This window comes from Demequina ureilytica, assembly GCF_048553575.1.
Taxonomy (GTDB): domain Bacteria; phylum Actinomycetota; class Actinomycetes; order Actinomycetales; family Demequinaceae; genus Demequina.
This window is the reverse complement of sequence record NZ_JBLZIE010000002.1, coordinates 440,740-458,402: the sequence shown is the minus strand read 5'-3', so window position 1 is coordinate 458,402 and position 17,663 is coordinate 440,740. Positions and strand designations below refer to the sequence as shown.

At 62.6% G+C, this 17,663-nt stretch carries 12 protein-coding genes; 6 read left to right on the top strand and 6 right to left on the bottom strand.

The genetic code is table 11. The features are described from left to right. Positions 1-8: 8 nt before the first annotated feature. The 4 genes from ACNI3K_RS08890 to ACNI3K_RS08875 form a co-directional block, all read right to left on the bottom strand. Complete coding sequence (locus tag ACNI3K_RS08890) at positions 9-2,024, bottom strand: ADP-ribosylglycohydrolase family protein (protein WP_419391521.1); 2,016 nt, start codon at positions 2,022-2,024, stop codon at positions 9-11. Beyond that, positions 2,021-2,722, bottom strand: a complete 702-nt coding sequence (locus tag ACNI3K_RS08885) for a DarT ssDNA thymidine ADP-ribosyltransferase family protein (protein ID WP_419391520.1) — start codon at positions 2,720-2,722, stop codon at positions 2,021-2,023. Before ACNI3K_RS08885 ends, ACNI3K_RS08890 begins: the two co-directional genes overlap by 4 nt. Next, the gene (locus tag ACNI3K_RS08880) at positions 2,719-4,119 is read right to left on the bottom strand and encodes a 3'-5' exonuclease (protein WP_419391637.1); all 1,401 of its coding nucleotides are present in this window, start codon (positions 4,117-4,119) and stop codon (positions 2,719-2,721) included. Before ACNI3K_RS08880 ends, ACNI3K_RS08885 begins: the two co-directional genes overlap by 4 nt. Positions 4,120-4,701: 582 nt before the next feature. Further along, the gene (locus ACNI3K_RS08875; protein WP_419391519.1) at positions 4,702-5,304 is read right to left on the bottom strand and encodes a hypothetical protein; all 603 of its coding nucleotides are present in this window, start codon (positions 5,302-5,304) and stop codon (positions 4,702-4,704) included. Between the two features lie 939 nt (positions 5,305-6,243). Between ACNI3K_RS08875 and ACNI3K_RS08870 the strand changes: the two genes are divergently transcribed. From ACNI3K_RS08870 to ACNI3K_RS08860, 3 genes are all read left to right on the top strand, one after another. After that, complete coding sequence (locus tag ACNI3K_RS08870) at positions 6,244-7,350, top strand: hypothetical protein (protein WP_419391518.1); 1,107 nt, start codon at positions 6,244-6,246, stop codon at positions 7,348-7,350. 165 nt (positions 7,351-7,515) lie between these two features. Further along, positions 7,516-8,097 (top strand): recombinase family protein, encoded by a 582-nt coding sequence (locus tag ACNI3K_RS08865; protein WP_419391517.1) that lies wholly within the window; start codon positions 7,516-7,518, stop codon positions 8,095-8,097. Positions 8,098-8,750: 653 nt separating this feature from the next. Then, on the top strand, positions 8,751-10,280 hold the full coding sequence (locus ACNI3K_RS08860) for a replication initiator (protein WP_419391636.1): 1,530 nt from the start codon (positions 8,751-8,753) through the stop codon (positions 10,278-10,280). A 161-nt stretch (positions 10,281-10,441) separates the two neighbouring features. On the opposite strand, the gene ACNI3K_RS08855 is transcribed toward ACNI3K_RS08860, so the two are convergent. After that, positions 10,442-10,639: a hypothetical protein gene (locus ACNI3K_RS08855; protein ID WP_419391516.1), complete on the bottom strand. Its 198-nt coding sequence runs from the start codon at positions 10,637-10,639 to the stop codon at positions 10,442-10,444. A gap of 188 nt (positions 10,640-10,827) precedes the next feature. Then, positions 10,828-12,201 carry an S-layer homology domain-containing protein gene (locus tag ACNI3K_RS08850; protein WP_419391515.1) on the bottom strand — a complete coding sequence of 458 codons (1,374 nt, stop codon included), beginning with the start codon at positions 12,199-12,201 and terminating at the stop codon, positions 10,828-10,830. A gap of 254 nt (positions 12,202-12,455) precedes the next feature. On the opposite strand from ACNI3K_RS08850, the gene ACNI3K_RS08845 reads away from it, so the two are divergent. From ACNI3K_RS08845 to ACNI3K_RS08835, 3 genes are all read left to right on the top strand, one after another. Next, on the top strand, positions 12,456-15,233 hold the full coding sequence (locus tag ACNI3K_RS08845) for a DNA methyltransferase (RefSeq protein WP_419391514.1): 2,778 nt from the start codon (positions 12,456-12,458) through the stop codon (positions 15,231-15,233). Between the two features lie 582 nt (positions 15,234-15,815). After that, positions 15,816-16,622 carry a hypothetical protein gene (locus ACNI3K_RS08840; protein ID WP_419391513.1) on the top strand — a complete coding sequence of 269 codons (807 nt, stop codon included), beginning with the start codon at positions 15,816-15,818 and terminating at the stop codon, positions 16,620-16,622. A gap of 211 nt (positions 16,623-16,833) precedes the next feature. Next, positions 16,834-17,586, top strand: a complete 753-nt coding sequence (locus tag ACNI3K_RS08835; protein WP_419391512.1) for a hypothetical protein — start codon at positions 16,834-16,836, stop codon at positions 17,584-17,586. Positions 17,587-17,663 lie beyond the last annotated feature (77 nt).

Genomic DNA, 17,663 nt, shown 5'->3' with positions numbered 1-17,663 from the left:
CCAGCGGTTCATCGCTTAGTGACTCTGAGTCGGAGCCCACCGGGCTCCCGAATCCAGAGGACCGCGCCGTCTTCCGACCAGTGCGTTGCAGCACCGTCGACTCGAGCGACAACGAGTGCGGTTTCCTTGAGATCATCGCTATGGACATGGACCACTGGTGCGTTCGAAGCGGCAATGTCGCTATCGTGCGTTGGTGCCAGAATCACGCGGGCGTCTACTACGATTCGGTCGACGGAGCGCGAGTTAATCCTCATGTCGAGGAATCGCTCCAAGAAGCTCGCAGTGCTCTCAATGTCGGGAACGCGAAGTTCGACTGCAGCTATTGAAGCGTGGGGGACTGGATGCCAGTCACTGCCGGGCAGACTGCGAGTATCCCGATCCTCAACGCGTGGTCCCGGGGGCTCTCTGCGCGATCCCAGTCCGGGAATTGGCGTTCGCGACGTGCGATCGACGATCACCGTTTGGCCGTCATCTGTGCGCAGGACAGCGCGCGCCATGAACTGCTTCGTACGTGTCTCGAGTGGACTAATCCGCTCAACAGTAACGCGCCTCCCATCGGGCGACTGATGGACGGAATGCCCTTCGAAGAGGCGTTTCTGCCAGCGCCGAGTCGACGCGGCGCTGGTGAGATCCTCTGCCACGCTGTAGTGGGTCGCCGGCTCGCCCCCGTCTCCGATATGGACGAGTGTGTGCGCGAGTGATATGAGATAGTCGACGTCCTGGACCTGCTCAAGGAGTCCGCGCAACCAACCAGTGCCGTGTGTGGCTCCTAGAAGTCCTCCCGTCATCGAACACAGAGTGTCTGTGTCGGCCCCGCGCAGGTATGCCGTGCGAAGGAGACCGCCGATCGGTCTCGGGGCTGTGCGCGCCGCAACATAAGCGGCTGCAACGGCGGTGACTGTGCCTGCCCCGCTGCGGCTCTTGTCAAAGACGCCGATCTCACTGAGCACCTGCTGGTCGTTCGCTGTGGCACCCCTTCTTAGCCCGTCCTGTGCGCAGTCGAGAAGGATATCGACCTCCGCACAAGTCTCATTCCAGAGTTGTTCTGGTTCAAGTCGAGCGGAGTCGCTAGCCGTCGCCTGACGCGCTTCAAGCCATGCGTGCGGAAGGGACTCTCTGAAGTGGCTCGGGTCCCGCCATTCCGGATCTTGACGCAGGTAGGAGATCAACTCGCCATAGTCAAGAGTCTCGTTTTTCAGCAGTGCGTGCCTTAACGCGAGCGCATGAATGACGCCGCCGAGCAGCGCCCGCGGGTGTCCATGCGTGGCTATACCGTCTGTGATGACCCTACGAATCAGGTGAGTCTCATCGGGATCGTGGGCTGTCGCAACGGCGTGAGGACCGATACGCATAGCGACACCGTTAGCGCCACTGGCGAAGTACCTCGCTACGCGCCCACGTGACTGCGATCGTGACTTGTCAGTAGCGCCACTGAGTTCCCAGGGCGGCCGGCCCTCGCTCCACGCCCTGGACGCACTGAGAATTGCACGTCCGCCTCCTCGCTGGTAGACCGGCCAGAACGGCAACTCAACCCGCGTCAGCCAAGTCGCCCAATCGTCGTGGGCGCACGCGCGGGCGACTGCGAGCATAAGTTGAGTGTCATCGCTGTACTCTCCCGGAAAGACCGGGTCGACATAGCGTGCGTACTGACTGCCTGCCGTCCTATGCCATCCGCGAAAGTCAGGCCTCGGACGCACTGACCGCGCGGTGTCGCCGCCAATGATCTGGCTACGGTCTTCCTGTGGCCAACCCAAAGCATCGCCCACTGCTGAGGCGACGATGAGCCCGACAACCCGGTCGTGGTCGAGCAGACTCCGCGTCAACAGGGGCTCCGCTTCGTTGTGATCTTCCACGTGGGCAGACGACGGCTGATTGTGCGCGAATCCCGCAGGGGCGTTCGTGTTCGCGTCTGACGCTGTAAGACCACCGGCGAGTCCCTCGGCTTCTGAGTCCCGGGGGCCGAAGTCGAGACTCTCATGCTCCACGCTCGTCTGATAGTCGGATCCCTCGTGCTTTGAGATCATGGAGCGCCCCCGTTCGGTTCGTACACAATCTCAGCTACGGGTGTGCCGCTCTGTATCGCAACCGCTAGACCATCGCGGCTGAAGAACAGTGGGGCAACTCTCCACTCAAAACGCTCAGGCCGTGCGTCGCAAAGTTGGAGCCAACGGAACTGCTCGTCGGCGACTTCTGCTGACTCCACCACGATCGCACGAATGGCCGATACGGGAACCGGTCCAGGCACCTGGACTTCCGCCTGAAGATCCGTCGGAACAGCAGGGTGATGTAGGGTGCGGCGTTGATACGCGCCGACCGGCGAGGGTGACTTCCACATCGCAAGCAGCGCATCACCGCCGGCATCACCGTGCCCGCCCGAGCCCTTGGCTGCATTGCATGGGTAGAACCTCGTGCCGCTTCGGGTGGTGAGCTCGCGGTCAAGAAGAAGGCACACCCAAGTCGGATAGTTCTTGAAGCCCGACTTCTTGCGAGCGATCGCGGAGTAGAACGGGTTCGGATACTCGAATGAGCAGCAAACTAGGTCGCGTTGGCCATCAATGCGAATCTCGTCGGTGACAGCATGGTGTTGCACGCGATCCTCTGAGAGGTCTGTCGCAGCGCGGAGTTGCCCGTCAATGAGGATTCCGCCGAGGTTGGATGCGGGTGTGAAGTGAGCGAGCCGCGTCACGGGCAGACTCGACAGGGCTTCTTCGACCGAAGTCACGCCGCGACCACCTCCCACAGGCCCGAGTTCTCCGGGAGCAAGCGAGTGACTGTGCCGCTGTGGGACATTACCAGCCGGGACCGCGCTCGAGTAATGCCTACGTAGAGGAGGCGTGCTTCCCGAGCACATGCCTCACTGTCGCCAAAGGCAGCCAGAACTTCTGCACGGGGGAAGATGTCATCGTCCAGGAATGGCAGGAAGACTGAGTCGAACTCGAGTCCCTTTGCGGAGTAGAGCGTGCCGGCATAAATGCCGGGGCTGCCGTCCCAAACTAGAGAGTTCTTGGCGATGCTGGTATACGAGAATCCTCGCACCACTGCTTCAGCCTCGGCCCTAGTGTGGGTCAACACCGCAACAGACTGGTCATTCGCCGCGTCCTCAATGAGTTCACGGATGCAGGCGATCTCGGCCTTTCGAGACGCAGCCGTGATCAATGTCGGCTTTCCTCCTGCTGCCTTCGGAGCTCTAGGGGGTACAAGGTCGAGATCACCAGAGTTCATGTGGCCAGAGTCCGCCATTGCGATCGCGACTTCAGCGATAGCGCGCGTGTTGCGATAGTTGTCATTGAACTTCTCAACCTGTCGGCCGTTGAGATCCAAGCCGGACGAGCGCCAGGAGAGACCTTGCCCGTAGATAGCTTGGTGGTAGTCACCGAAAAAGGTGACCGAGCCGTCAGGATCCACCACCTCTGCGAGAGATCTGATCGCTTCCGGCGAAAGGTCTTGACCCTCATCGATGACGATGTGCCGATACATGGGCTCTCGACTGTCATTGACGATCGCTCCGCGCACGGCCGAGGCGATGTCATACCAGTCATAGTCCCTACCAGCCGCGGTTCTAAGCGTGCGGTACTGCTGTCGGACGGCCCATACGATTGATCGAGGCGTGCCCGCCGGGAGGGGGGTCTTACGGCCCACGCGAGCCGCCTGCTGATACTCGCTTTCGGTAGAGAACCCCATTCCGCTAATCCAGTGGATCTCATCCTCTATCCACTTGTGGTCACGGTCGAGCACGGCGCTCTCTCCGCCTTCGGCGCGCACCGCCTGCACTGCGCTGTCAATCAGACTGCGTACCTGGTCACCTTGAGCGATTCCCTGCCAGTTCATGAGGCCCATTGAGTGTAGGTACCCCCTAGCGAAGCGTCCATAGGTCTGCACGGTCACGTTCGCGGGTAGGTTTTTGCTCAAGTACTCGAGGTATGTAACTAGGGTGTTGTTGTAAGTCACCAAAAGTACGGGTCCGTGATTGCGCGTGGACGGCAATGAGAGATACAGGGCACGCAATACCGCCATAGTCGACTTGCCGCTGCCGGCCGTTCCGAGCACAACGTTGTGCTGGTTTTGCGAGAGATGAACTACCCGCCCCTGTCTTCCCTGCGAGGTTGGAAGGATCCCCATCACGCACTCTCCTCGAGACGCGCGCGCGGGTTGCCACACCAATCGTGAGCCATTCTTCCCCCAACTTCGATATCCTCAACACGTCACCTGCGTAGCGAGACGAGCCGCGATGCTCTTCGCACTCTACCGATTCGCAGGCTGGAGACGCCGAAACAAACGTTCCGTGGGAAGTGATTTGCGAAACTTCCGTGCACCCTATCGGACCTGATACTTCTATCGTGGCTCCGAATACACCTGAGCAGAGGCGCGAAAAATGACTGCCGCCCATGGCGCTGGGCTCCGGATGAGAGGGTCGAGGGCATTGATCCGCCTTGTGACTGCTAGCTGCGGCCCTTGCGCTTTCCCTGGCCCAGTACGGACGCCGAGGGACCTGCGCGGTTATAGGTGCGAATCTGTTGTTGCGGGGCGTTGCAAACTACTTGCCGTTGTCAACGGTGGAGTGTGACAACTGAGCGTTGAAGCAATCACCGTGCCGTCAGCGTAGCCACTTCACGCAGAAGAGCACAGGGTGCCTGACCACGCGTAATCGCCCAGCACACGCGGGTTTGCTACGTCGCTGACGTTATGCACGCTTGTCGGGACTCAGCCGGGTGGCGGGGGCCACAACTCCCGTGACGGGGCTTCGTCGGGGTGCATCCCAGCTAGCCGCCCTTCCACGACTGCCTGCGCGACCATCCGGTGGATCGTCGTCAAGACCTGCTCAGCAGCCGAGGTCCACTCATGAAGTGACGACTCAATCTCGAACCCTTTTACACCCGTCTGTCGTGCTCTTCTGCCGTAGTCGGTATGGAGAAGGGTTCCGTTCAAGAAGTCATCCAGCACATCATCAGGAGACCGTTCAAGGCCGTAGTAGCGCATTGCCAGGCCCGTGCTTAGCGAGTCGCGCATCTGGTCTTGGCGCGGGAGAACAATATGACTCTTTGCAAGGCGGTGTGCCGCCCCGACCACACGGGGAAGGTACACGTTGTCACCCTCGCCCAAAACGAACTTGCGTAGCGAGGCGGCGCGCACCACTCTCGCCCACTTGCGCGCATGGTCATGCGCAGGGGCAGGAATGGTCTCTTCGGTTGCCGGCAGGGGGAACGCTTCGGCCAGTTCCCGGTACTCAGCGACGGACTCAAGAAACAGTCTTACGTGCTCAACATCATTAGGGGGTCGCCGTGAACTCGCTGGCGCGGTCGTCATGTATCCATTCTTCCACGAGATCGCTGAGTACAGCAGTGACTGTCAGGGGTCAAGAGCTCCCGTGCGCGGTGACGGTTCCCCGTCTCGCCCGACACGCAACGGACGGCGCTGGTCGCACCGCCACGCCTGGCTGCGCGAGCTCTCCCCTCCACGGGAAGTGCCGACAGGCGAGTACACCGGGCGATACAAAGCGGACGGGCCGGTTCCGAGCCTAGTTCGGCTCGCCTTCGAACTCGAGTCAGACTGGTGAGGGCGGTGACCTCCTAAATCTCGCGAATGAATATGGCAACCGATATGCCTGATCGCGCGGTTCAACGAGTGTTCCGCCGCCCATGGTCTACGCTCTGTTGCAGATGAACGAGGCCAATCTCCACGCCAATGTGGACCCCGCCACGCCGACGGGGTCCCTGTTGCTGCGTCCGGTGATCGCTTCGGACATCTCGCGTCTCGCGCCTACCGTGGGCAAAGTCGTAGACGAGTTGTACCCCGACGGCTGGTTCAAGTTGAGGCTCAAACTCGAAGCTTCAGTTGCTGGACCTCCCACCGCTTTTGTCGCGTTGCCGTGGGTGGGGGCGAGGCAGCCTATCGCGCTCGTATCTGAAGCGGCAAAGGGTGCTGGGCGACTGAAACTCGCTACCTTCTGGGTCGCTCCACGATCTCGACGGGCGGGAGTAGGGACTGCTCTACTCGATTCGCGGATCTCGTCGTGGCTTCGGTCGCGCCTGGAGACCACGTGCGTCACGGTTCGGCGCGAGCGCGTTGAAGAATTATTGCCGTTGTTCTCGAGGCGCGGATTCAGAACCGTCGCGGTGGACCTTGATCGGTACGGCGAGGCGAAGGACGAGGTCGTTCTTGAGTGGCGTCCCGAATGGTATATAGCCTCCGGATTTGACCCTGAGTTGATCCTTCGCCAAAGAGTCCTTGTCTCATAGGTGACTTGTGGGGTTCTTCAGTGTTCTCGCGGCCGGGTCCGATTCCCCGAAGTTCGATGTGCTCAAGTTCGACGCAAACCTCTGGATCCTGCCTGGCTTCCCCGGCCGCCGAGTCGTGTTCTGCGACATTGGCCTCAAGGTTGCCATCACGTCTTCTGTGCAGTCCCGCGAAAAGCTTGGCTTACGGCTCGGTGTTCCATTCCGCATCGAAGACTCGGTGACCGACCTAGCGCATCGTTTCTATGGCGATGCCCGCACCGCAAATCTTGTATTTGGCAACAGTGCTGACGCGCCCAGAAAGACATCCTCGTCTGTATACGAGTATGACGACGGGGACGGACGCGTGAGCCTGCTCGAAATCGACATGAAGACCTCAGAGGTCTTCGCCGTTGGAGAGAACAGTCAGGCCTACACGGTTTATTCAGTGGTTTCAGAGCAGCCAGTGGAGGAGGGTGAGGAGTACTACCTTCGCGTGAGGTTCAGGGTCGCCGACACCGGCCGAGCCTGGTCCTGGCAGCGGATCGGTCAAAGGCGTTCGTTTGCTATCGCTGACCTAAGGGTTCATGAGTTCCGAGACCTCCCGGTGCTGAGGCCGGAAGTCAACTTTGAGCGGCTCGCCATACCCCTCGCCCAAGTGAACTTCTTCGTCGTAGTGTCTTCGCGCCTAAAGGAGCAGCGTAAGAGCCCTGAGCCGCGCTATGTTCGCCCTCTGGAGCGCCACGTGTGGGAGAACTATCTGGGGCGTCGACTTTCGCGCAGAAGGGGTGAATCGTTCTTGATTTACTACTGGCGCAAGGAGCCGGTGAACGAGTCCAGCCCGTTCCGTGCGTTTCTCGAAGTCGAGCGTCGCCGACCGACCGCTGCACGCTTCGCGCTCATCGCCGCGGGTGTATCGATAGTCGGCTTCGTCCTTGTTTCTCCAACAGTTAGCCTCGAGGCCAGCCTCCTCGTTACCCTCTCCGACCACATAGTTGCGACCGTCGCAACATTCGTGGGTGCTGGTCTCGTGTACGGGGCCCTACGCTTGGCCGTCTCCCTCGTACCGCACTTGCCCGCGATGCGGCGATGGATCGCCAGGTTTGAGGACCGCCATTTCCGTGTGTCGAAGGACTAGCGAAGTCATTTGCGCCTAGGGGCGGTACTTGGCTCAGCGCGGGTTGGCAGGTCCACACCGTCCAAGCAGGCGTACCCCCGTGGACAGCGCGAGGCCGATGGAGGGCCCGCGTCAATCAGGGTGTGTCAGAGCATCGGTGTACGAATGTGTCCGGAGGTCTTAGATATGACTGGACACAACGGGAAACTCGTTGGCTATGCACGCGTGAGTACTGCGGAACAGAACGAAGCTCGGCAACTCGCAGCCCTCGGCGACGTGGACACACTCTTCATCGACAAGGCGAGCGGACGATCCACGGAGCGTAGCCAACTACAAGCATTGCTCTCCTACGTGCGTGATGGCGACACAGTCCGAGTGAAGAGCGCGGACCGACTCGCACGATCGACTGTGGACCTTCTCAAGCTGATCGAGCAGTTCCGTGCCGACGGTATCAATGTCGAGTTCGTCGATAGCCCTGGCCTCAACACCGACTCGGCCCATGGCAAATTTCTAACTACGCTTCTCGGGGCCCTCGCCGAGCTCGAAATCGCGAACACAAGAGATCGCCAGGCCGAGGGCATTGCGCTGGCGAAGGCGCGCGGCGTGTACGACCGCAGCCCGAAACTCTCCGTGGAGCAGGTGGATGATGCCCGCGAGAAGATCTACGGGCTCGGAGTTCCGCTCGCTCGTGTCGCGAGAGAGTTGGGGGTCTCCAGGCAAACCGTTTACACAGCATTGAAGGGCGCGGGCACGTATGCGGCCAAGTAGTGGCACCTCCGTCCGCGTCTGAGGTGCTCCGAGGAAGCCGACTAGGACCGGAGACGGCCGCTTTTCGCGGCCAAGACGGGTGAAGAGAGCAACGCGGTTTCGTTGTGCTTGGAACTGTCCGGATTTGAGCGTGTTTTGGGGCAAAAGTGCCCCCTACTGCTGGCCTGCGCCCCTCCCTATAGGTTGCCCACACTTGGTGTACGTGCCTCGGGCCGCGCTCACGCCGCGGCCCTCGCACCGCACGCAATGGTCGCGGTTCTTATGCTGCCGACGACGACGCGCGTGAGCCGCCCATGCGGACCCCTGGTTGACGCAACTCTTGCGTGACGGCCAGGTGCACCTCGGGCTCAACGAACCCACGTGACCGCGGACATCAGGTGCGTGTCACCTCGGAAGCCAAGATTCCGCAAGCAAACTCCTAACAACCGTCCCCGTAGGTTGACCCACTTGTCGCGCCCTCGCGTGCCAGCGACCATGCAGCAGCACGCGATGCCGCCATGGGGCAGATGGCGGTGTCGGCGGTGGCGATTGCGACGACTGAAGTTCGACGGTGCTAGGTGCCCTCGGACCTGCGCGAGCTTCTGCCTATCCCTCGGAGAGAAGACGGCCAAGATCGGGCACTCGAAATCCTATCCGGGTGCGTGCGCCGGTCGATGGGTAGAGCAGGAAATTCTCGGGGTCCGCGGCTCCGAACAGGTCGACAAAGGGCAGGTGCATCAGTGAGTGCAGCCACTTGTGTGTGCTGCACTTCACGCCGCCGCACCGCGTGGCTCGCGCTCGGTTTCGATGTGCAGCCTGGTGCGTCGCACCGGTCGCTAGCGCGGCCGCGGAAACAAGATGATCAGCGGGGGCCCTACCTCTCATCTCTTATAGCGAATCAGAACCACGAGAGTGTTGGAGCCTGGGAGATTGCGGCCGAGGGGGCACGCCTCTCACCAGAGCCCGCAGATCAAATCGCCGAGGACGAAGTACCTGAGCCGGTACTCGACCGCTCGCGTTGTAGTCGCCCGATCACGACTCGCCGGAGCGCAGACGATGAGTTCGTAGCAGTCGCGTGCGGGTCCCGGAGCGATGAGCGCTGCACACACTGTGCAAACGTCTACTTCCGCGACACCATGGAGATCGCGGCCGCTGGCATCGACGCTGCCGACGATGAGAGCCAGTTCTTCTGGATCACAGCCACTGGACCGAGCTACGGGCCTCTGCACGAGGTTCCTCAAGCCATGCACGGGAGCGCACTGTGCGCGTGTGGGGTCGAGCACTGCGAGGAACGCGATCGGGACCTCGTCGGCGTGCCACTGGCGGAGGATGAGTATGACTACGCCGGTCAAGCGCTGTTTAACGGTCACGTGCGGGCGCTGGTCAAGAGCGTCCGTCGCTCCCTCAAGCGCGACGAGAGCGCCTTCGCGATGCTTCATGTGCTCGACCTGCAGGCTCGTGGTGCTCTTCACCTCCACGCCCTCCTGCGATGCCCTGGGGATTCCGGGCTCACAGCGGAAACCATTGAGAGCGCCTTTGCCAGGCGCGGCATCAAGACACGAGAAGGCACAGCGATCGCGTTCGCGGATGTCGTCGTTCACGACTTGGTCTCGGAGGCCCAGGGGCCTGGCGAAATCCTCGACCCGCCCGAACTCGCCGCGACCGTTCGCCAAAGTGCGCGCAACACCGCGGCCTACATGGCAGGTGCCCTGCGCCGACTGACCCCGGATCGTCGCGGACGAGCATCGAGCCACTGGTCCCGCTTAGGCGAGGCGGCGAACACTTCGCCATGCTCGGACTGCGAACCCACGACTGGTCATTGCGCTGGTTACCACCACACGCATTGGGGTGTTCCGCGCCAGGTGTCGGGCAAAACGGACGGGTGGAGCGTGGGCGGGCTCACGCGCAAGCGACTCCATGAGCAACGGCGCGAGTTCGCCGCGCGAGCCGCCCAGGGTTCGGAGCCCGCGCCGTGCCGAACGTGGCGCAGCCTCTTCAACTCCACCGTGCGCGAACTACCTTCGGCGATGACGGTGGATCCGTTCGCTCACGAGCAATTGACGAACAGATCTGAGCTCAGCGCACGGCGCGGTCAAACGGTCGAGTCGTCGGTCCGTCGTGGTCGCCGAGACCGGGGCTTCTCGGAGGCCCGCTGGCACCGATTGCGCGAGAGCGGGCGATTCCGCTCGGACCGCCCTCCGTAGTGCCTTGCCGCCGGGGTTGCCCCGCCGCGCGAGTGCCCATAGGTGGTTTCACCGTGTCCGATAGGCGTTGGTTCTGCGGCCGAGCGCCGACAGCGGCCGCTCACGTGAGGTCGCTTGATTGTCGCGGGTGTTGACACGACCTGCCGACACGTTCAGTGACGTCAAGCCGCCTCCGGGCAGCCGGGTCTGCCGCAGCAGTAGGTGACATCTGATCTGGCTTGCTCTTCGGGGCTGCCTGGAAGGATGTTGTTGTGCCCAAGCCCTATCCCCAAGAGTTCCGAGACGACGTGGTCCGCGTGGCCCGCGGTCGTGAAAGCGGAGTCACGCTCGAGCAGTTCGCCCACGACTTCGGTATCCATCCGATGACCTTGCAGAAGTGGATGCGCCGTGACCCGGCGGCTAGGTATCGCCGAGCGGGCCGAAGCGTGCGGGCCCCGTCGACGTTGGGGAACTGCGGGTTGGTGCGCCGACTTCGCGCAAGGCCTCGAAGTCGACCCAAGGGGACGTATGCGAGGGCTCCTTGACGGGGAACGCCCACGAGGCGGCCCTACGGTGCACCGGGCAGCGATGTGCAGGCGTACCCGTCGCCGTCACCATCAAGGCCTGCGACGTCTCCGTAATACGGGTAGTAGCGGTCGTGCCAGTTCTGCGCCTCACGCCACGTGTCGAAATCAGAACAGTTCTTGATGTTGCCTGGGTTCGATGGGTAGAGGTTGGAGCCGACCCCGACGGTGCCGTCGAAGCGGTGCATGAACGCGGCCATCGCGTTGCGCTCGATGGACTGGAAAGGCCGGTAGGTGCCGTCACTCCAGCCCGTAGAGATGCCCTCGTCGGCAAGCCAGTTGATCTCCTTGTAGAAGCTCGACCTGGTCGTGATGTCCTTGAACGGTGACCTCGACGGGGCCGAGAACGACGGCTCGCCTGCAAGGCGGTACATGAACGCCGCCATCGCGTCACGGGTGACGGGCTGGAAAGGCCTATACGTCCCATCTTTGTAGCCGGTGGTCACGCCCGTGTTCGCCAGCCACGTGATCTCTTTGTAGAAGCTCGATCTTGTGGTGATGTCCTTGAAGGGTGACACCTTGGGCGGGTTGAACGTCGGCTCTCCTGCAAGCCGGTACATGAACGCCGCCATCGCATCGCGGGTCACCGGCGAGTAAGGCTTGAAGGTTCCGTCCGTGTAGCCGGTCGAGATGCGCTCACTCGCCAGCCACATGATCTCGTCATAGAACGGCGAACTGGACTTGATGTCGTCGAACGAGTGGGTCGGGGTCGTGTCGGTCACCATGACGGTAGGCAGCGTCACCGAGGTGGACCCGCACGAACCGGACATTAGCGACTCGAGGGCGGCCTTCTCTGCCGAGTCGATCGACAATGACCACCGGTACTTCGTGAGCACCCACTCCTGCGCATACGTGCAGCGGTACGAGGCAGCCGGGGGCAGCCAGTTCGCGGGGTCCTGAGCGGACTTGGAGCGGTTTGACGAGGCGGAGACGGCGATCAGCGCGTAGTCCACACCAAGGTCGTTCGCAAAGTTCTCGCGCTGCTTGGAGGTCCAGCCGTACGCGCCGGAGATCCACGCCTCTTTCAGCGGCACCATGTGGTCCACATCGAACGTCGAGGGGTCGGTCGTGGTGACACCGTCGAACAACGATTCCCACTGGCCACCGGTGAGGAAGCATCCTGCGCTCACCGACGGCGCGGCGACTGCCTCATCGATCAGGACCTCGTACCGGGTGTTGCATCCGTCGAAGTCGGCGTCGATCCAGTGGTCGAAGTCGTCGCGGTTGTACGTCGTGGTCTGCGTCTCTGCCCGTACGGGTAGCTCAGCGAGCACCCCAGCGGCGGTCATCGTGGCCGCGCTTGCGGCAGGTGCCGCCGCCACCGCAAGAGTGAAGGCCAGCGCGCTCAGCGCCAGCATCGATGTCAATCGTTGACCGCGCACGGTATCGCCCCTCAGCGTTGGATGGCACCTAATCGTAGCGCCCGACGTTCGGCGGCCGCAGCGTGCCCTCCGTCGCCCGCCAAGTCTCTGTGCCCGAGCGAGGAAGCGCCTACCGCAGCATGGCCCTGGTGCGCCATAGGGCGCTTGAGGCAGCGTCGGGCGTCGAGACGAACTTTCACTAATAAATCGCCACGTCCCTGCGCCTGCACATAACCGATAGCCTCGCGTCCATGCCCAAAGCCCCATCGCTCCAGCAGATCCGCAAGAACGCCGCAGCATTCGCCAGAGCGTGGCGGGATGCTGAAGGGTACGAGCGCGGTGAGGCGCAGACATTCGTGCGGGAGCTGCTCAACGTTTTTGGCATCACAGACAACCGAGCCGGTCTCTACGAGTACCGTGCGCAACGCCAGTCGACTGGCAAACAGGGCTACATCGACGCTCTCATCCCCGGCCTAGCGGTCATTGAGATGAAGTCCGCTGGCAAGAATCTCGCGAGCGCGGAAATTCAGGCCACCGACTACCTTGAGGGCCTTACCGACGTCGAGATGCCGCGTTACGTCATCACGTCCGACTTCAGGCGCTTCCGCATCCTCGATCTCGAGCGCCCTCTCGCTGACGCAGTCGAGTTCGATCTCGACGACATGCCGAGTCACGCCGACGACCTAGCATTCCTCGCCGGCTACGGCACCCGGACTTTCGGCTCCGCCGAGCAAGAGAAGGCGTCGATACGCGCCGCTCAACTCATGGCGGACCTCTGGGGCGAGCTCGAGGGTTCCGGTTTCACGGACCACGAAGCCTCAGTGTTCATGGTGCGCACGCTGTTCGCGCTCTACGCCGACGATGCAGCGGTCTGGGAGCGTGACCAGTTCCTCGAGTTCATCGAGATGCGTACCAACCCTGACGGCTCCGACCTCGGTAGCGCGCTTGCTCAGCTTTACCAGGCGATGAATCGCCCTATTGACGCCCGTAACAGGCACCTCGACGAACTGATCCAACGCTTCCCTTACGTCAACGGCGGGATCTTCGAGGAGCAACTGTCGATACCGTCATTCAGCTCGTCGATGCGCTCGGTGCTGCTGCAGTGCTGCGCGTTCAACTGGGCCGAGATCAGTCCCGCCATCTTCGGCTCACTGTTCCAGGCCGTGAAGGACAAGAAGGCCCGTCGCGAATTGGGCGAGCACTACACGACCGAGAGCAACATCCTCAAGCTCATTGGCCCCATGTTTCTAGACGACTTGCGCAGCCGGTTCGACGAGAGTTTCCACAACGCATCCAAGCTACGGGCACTTCGCAAGCAGATGGGTGAGCTACGCTTCCTCGACCCCGCCGCAGGCTGTGGCAACTTCCTCGTCATCTCCTACCGCGAGATGCGGCGCTTGGACTTGGAGATTCTCGAGCGACTGCAGGCGCTCGGCGGCAAGCAAGAGGCCAACCAGATGTTCTTCCTCGAAGAGCAGCTCCCCGTCACCCTCGACCACTTCCATGGCATCGAGATCGAGGAGTGGCCAGCTGCGATCGCTCGCACTGCACTCCACCTGGCCGAGCACCAAGCCAATCAAGCGATGGCTCTCGCGCTCGGCGAGGGCCCGGACACCCTCCCGCTGACGAAGGTCGACACGATGTACGTCGGCAACGCGATCCGCACCGACTGGGAGCGAGTAGTCGCGCCCACCAAACACCTGTACGTCCTCGGCAACCCGCCGTTCCTCGGGAAGTCCACGCGCACCGTCGACCAGACTGAGGACCTCGCACTGGCCTGGGGAGGCAACCACGCGAGTCACCTCGACTACGTGACTGCCTGGTATGTCAAAGCCGCTGCGTTGCTCGAGCGTGACGACTATGCGGGTGAGTTTGCGTTCGTATCCACCAACTCCATCACCCAAGGCGAACAGGCTCCCACTCTGTTCGGCTACCTGTTCCAACAAGAATGGCGCATCAAGTTCGCCCACCGCACGTTCGCTTGGACCTCCGAGGCACCAAGCGCCGCGGCCGTACACTGCACGATTGTCGGTTTCGATAGGCACCCCCGCCGACCGGCCACGCTGTTCGACTACGAAGATATCCGCGGGCCCGCGCAGCGAGTCGAGGTGCGAGATCGGATCAATGCGTATCTGGCAGACGGTGCGAACGCCCTTGTCCTACCTCGGCGCAGGCCAATTGCCGCGTTGCCGCCTGTTGAGTATGGGTCAAAGCCCACCGACGACGGGTACTTGCTCGTCTCCGCGGACGAGATTGATAACGTGCGCCGTGATGCCGTGGCGGCGAAGTACCTCCGGCGATTCGTAGGAGCAAAGGAGCTCGTTCAGGGGATTGACCGGTGGTGCCTTTGGTTGCGCGATCTGGACCCCGCCGACGTGCCGGCCTCCGCGGAGCTGACGCGCCGGCTCGAGGGTGTGCGTGCCATGCGGGAGAAGTCCAACAAGGCCAGCACAAAGCAGTCTGCTGGGACACCTCATCTGTTTCAGGAGATTCGACTACCCCAAGGCGGATACGTGGCCATCCCGCGCCACGTGAGCCAGTCACGCAACTATTTCCCTGTAGCGCACCTCAACACCGAAGTGATCAACGGTGACGCCAACTTCCAGTGCTCTGACCCAGACGGCTACGCCTTCGCTTTGCTCTCGTCCGCCGGCTTCATCGCTTGGCAGAAGGCAGTCGGCGGTCGCATCAAATCGGACCTGCGATTCTCGAACACCCTTACCTGGAACACCTTTCCACTGCCGCAGCCAAACACTGACCAGCGCGCAGCGATCATTGCGGGCGGCAAGGCAGTGCTTGCGGCCCGGGCGCTACACCCCGGCCGTTCGCTCGCCGACCACTACCAACCACTCGCGATGGACCCGGCGCTACTCACCGCACACCGGAAACTCGACAAGGCGGTCGACGTCGTGTTCGGCCTCAGCGGCAACACCGACAACGAGGCACGTCTGAAGGCTCTGTTCGCCTCGTACGCGAAACTGACCGCCGCCGAGCAACTGAGTGTTCCGAAGGGCCGTCGGCGCAAATAGTGTCGCCAACGCCGGCTGCGACTGCAGGAACGGCTACCGGCCTCGGTTTCGGCAATGGTCACCTCCGCCAACTCGAGAGCCAAACCCCGGGATGTGGTGTGGCGGTTCCTTGCGCGCAGCGGTGAGTGCGAGTGGAGCGACAACTACATGTTCGGCGTCAGTGTCTGCGACGGAACCGGGTCGGTAGCGGGCGAGGACCCTGAGTCCGATGTAGCGCTTTGTCTCGGCTCGCTACTCGGTCTGATCGGCAAGTACCGCGCCGACGAGATAGCAGTCCGCTAGAACCGCGATCAGCGCGGATTCAGCCCTCTCCCTGCGCTCGAGCCGCGAGCGGAGAAGGTAGATTCCCTAGCGCTGGTGCGAGACCGCGACTTGCGCATGGTGTCGGGCGTAGCAACGGTGACGAGATTGCACACGACGAGGCCAGGGGCGACCCGAGCGCGTGTAAACGGCGCTGAGGTTCACACCTGAATGGACCTGTGTCGGCTCGCGCGCGCTCGAACTCACGGAACTCATGCCTTCGAAGCCGTGTCAGCCCTGGCTCCTAGTGTCGTCCACAGACGGAGCGATTGGGGGCGTGGGGTGCAAGCAGCGATTGCCATATGGAACCGAGATGCGCTGCGCGAGGAGTGTGGTGATGGTTCTAGATACTCCCCGCTCTTTGGTGTGCGTTTCTATTGCAACGCTGCTGGCGACCTTGAACGCCTCGGCGGCCTGCCCCCTGTTGTCTATGACGACGGCGTCGAGGAATGGTGGTTTGGCGGAGATCTCCACCGCGAGGGCGCTCCAGCACGTATAGCGCGCGAACCTGGCGAGGTCTTGTACGTGGAGCCCGATGTCGATGGGCTCGCCACGCGCGACCATCGAGGCCGGCCGGTGCGGCGACGTCACCGGTTGAGTGGGCTCCCTGAGAGTGAGCAGGCCGTCGAGGAGTGGTACATCAACGGGCGGCTCTCCAGGGAAGACGGCCCAGCAAGAGTGCACGCTGACGGCACTCTTGAATTCTGGAGCAACGGCGTCCGAAACCGTACGAGCGGTCCCGCAATTCAGTATCCGCGTCCGTACGCAGGTTGGGCATCGGGACCTGACGAGTACTGGCAGCGCGGCGCTTTGCACCGAATTGACGGGCCTGCCCGCGAACCCTTTGTCTCAATGGACGGCTTCAAAGCCACCAATGGAGAGTACTTCCTCCGCGGCCAGAAGTTTGATGACGTGCGTAGCCGCTGGAGCGTGTTGCGCCACTACACCGAAGCCGCAGATCGTCCGACGTTGGCTCCGGACAACGCGGAGGCGTGGAGCGCCCTTGTCGACGCGGGTGCCGTCGATGTTGCACGTCAAGAAATCGACCCCATTGCGCTGGCCGTACAGCTACGCCTCCACCCCAACTAGGAGCCCTGGTGGAGCGACTCCAGAGCGCAGAACAGGCTGTCCGGGTCGCGTATCAACTACCCGTGGCACGACGACAGGAGACACGAGGCGTGAGCAGACAAGCGAACGGACGCCGACGAGGCGGTCACCGGGCGCGGTCCCGGCCGGCCGGCGCGCGGGCTGCCGCGTTCCCGCGTGGCCGGCTAACGGTACGGGACGGCCGATGATTCGCATGAGCCTAAGCCGCCAAGACCTTGCGCTTGGAACTGCGCGTTACCTCGCCCGGATTCTGGACCCCGCTCGGTTCGACAGTTTCGGGTGCTCGGTGAGGGGCCTCCACACCGTTGACCACGAACGAGACCAGTGCCGGCGGTGCGCGCTCAGCGCCGGCCTGCTGCACCCCACGCCCAGCGGTGCATATCGATTCGAGGATGACCGTGGACTTCCCTACGGGAGCTGGGGACAGTCTGCACAGCCGTGGACGCATGTCCGCTGGCTCGACCGCCACGGACGCCTCGGTCGAGCCGATCGCGACCGACCAGCCCTGATCGCGCCGGACCTAAAGGTGTGGGCGACTGGCGGCCGTGTGCGCCGTGGCGGCGGCCTACCAGCGATCTACCGCGACCCAGAGCACTGGGCCCACACGAATGACCGCGGCCTGCTGCACCGTGACAACGCTCCAGCGGTGTCGTGGGGCGAAGAGGCGCAATTTTGGAACGAGGGCCGCCTGCATCGCCGCCAGGGCGCAGCAGTCTTTGCCCCCGGGAAATACGCCGAGTACTGGCGGGATGGGCAGCAGTTGGATCGAGACGAGGCTTGGGCGCACTGGGCCCACGACGAGGCCGGTGTCGCTCTCGACAACGCGGACGCACAACAGCACTTGCACGACCTACTGGTCACATCCGAGCGTCCAGAGGACCCTTTCCCGGCGTTGGACGCGATGCCCGTCACCGTCGCCCTCCGGCTCTACCCGAACATCGACTAGGAGTCGCGCATGACGACATCAACCGCCACGCCACCCGAGCTCGACACAGAGGCATGCTCTCCGTTGCTCTGGGGCGC

What these genes read in the sequence shown, in the direction of transcription:
- ACNI3K_RS08890 (WP_419391521.1), bottom strand. Translation starts at nt 2,024, where the DNA reads ATGATCTCAAAGCACGAGGGATCCGACTATCAGACGAGCGTGGAGCAT.
- ACNI3K_RS08880 (WP_419391637.1), bottom strand. Translation starts at nt 4,119, where the DNA reads ATGGGGATCCTTCCAACCTCGCAGGGAAGACAGGGGCGGGTAGTTCAT.
- ACNI3K_RS08875 (WP_419391519.1), bottom strand. Translation starts at nt 5,304, where the DNA reads ATGACGACCGCGCCAGCGAGTTCACGGCGACCCCCTAATGATGTTGAG.
- ACNI3K_RS08865 (WP_419391517.1), top strand. Translation starts at nt 7,516, where the DNA reads ATGACTGGACACAACGGGAAACTCGTTGGCTATGCACGCGTGAGTACT.
- ACNI3K_RS08860 (WP_419391636.1), top strand. Translation starts at nt 8,751, where the DNA reads ATGGGTAGAGCAGGAAATTCTCGGGGTCCGCGGCTCCGAACAGGTCGA.
- ACNI3K_RS08855 (WP_419391516.1), bottom strand. Translation starts at nt 10,639, where the DNA reads ATGGATACCGAAGTCGTGGGCGAACTGCTCGAGCGTGACTCCGCTTTC.
- ACNI3K_RS08850 (WP_419391515.1), bottom strand. Translation starts at nt 12,201, where the DNA reads ATGCTGGCGCTGAGCGCGCTGGCCTTCACTCTTGCGGTGGCGGCGGCA.
- ACNI3K_RS08845 (WP_419391514.1), top strand. Translation starts at nt 12,456, where the DNA reads ATGCCCAAAGCCCCATCGCTCCAGCAGATCCGCAAGAACGCCGCAGCA.
- ACNI3K_RS08835 (WP_419391512.1), top strand. Translation starts at nt 16,834, where the DNA reads ATGAGCCTAAGCCGCCAAGACCTTGCGCTTGGAACTGCGCGTTACCTC.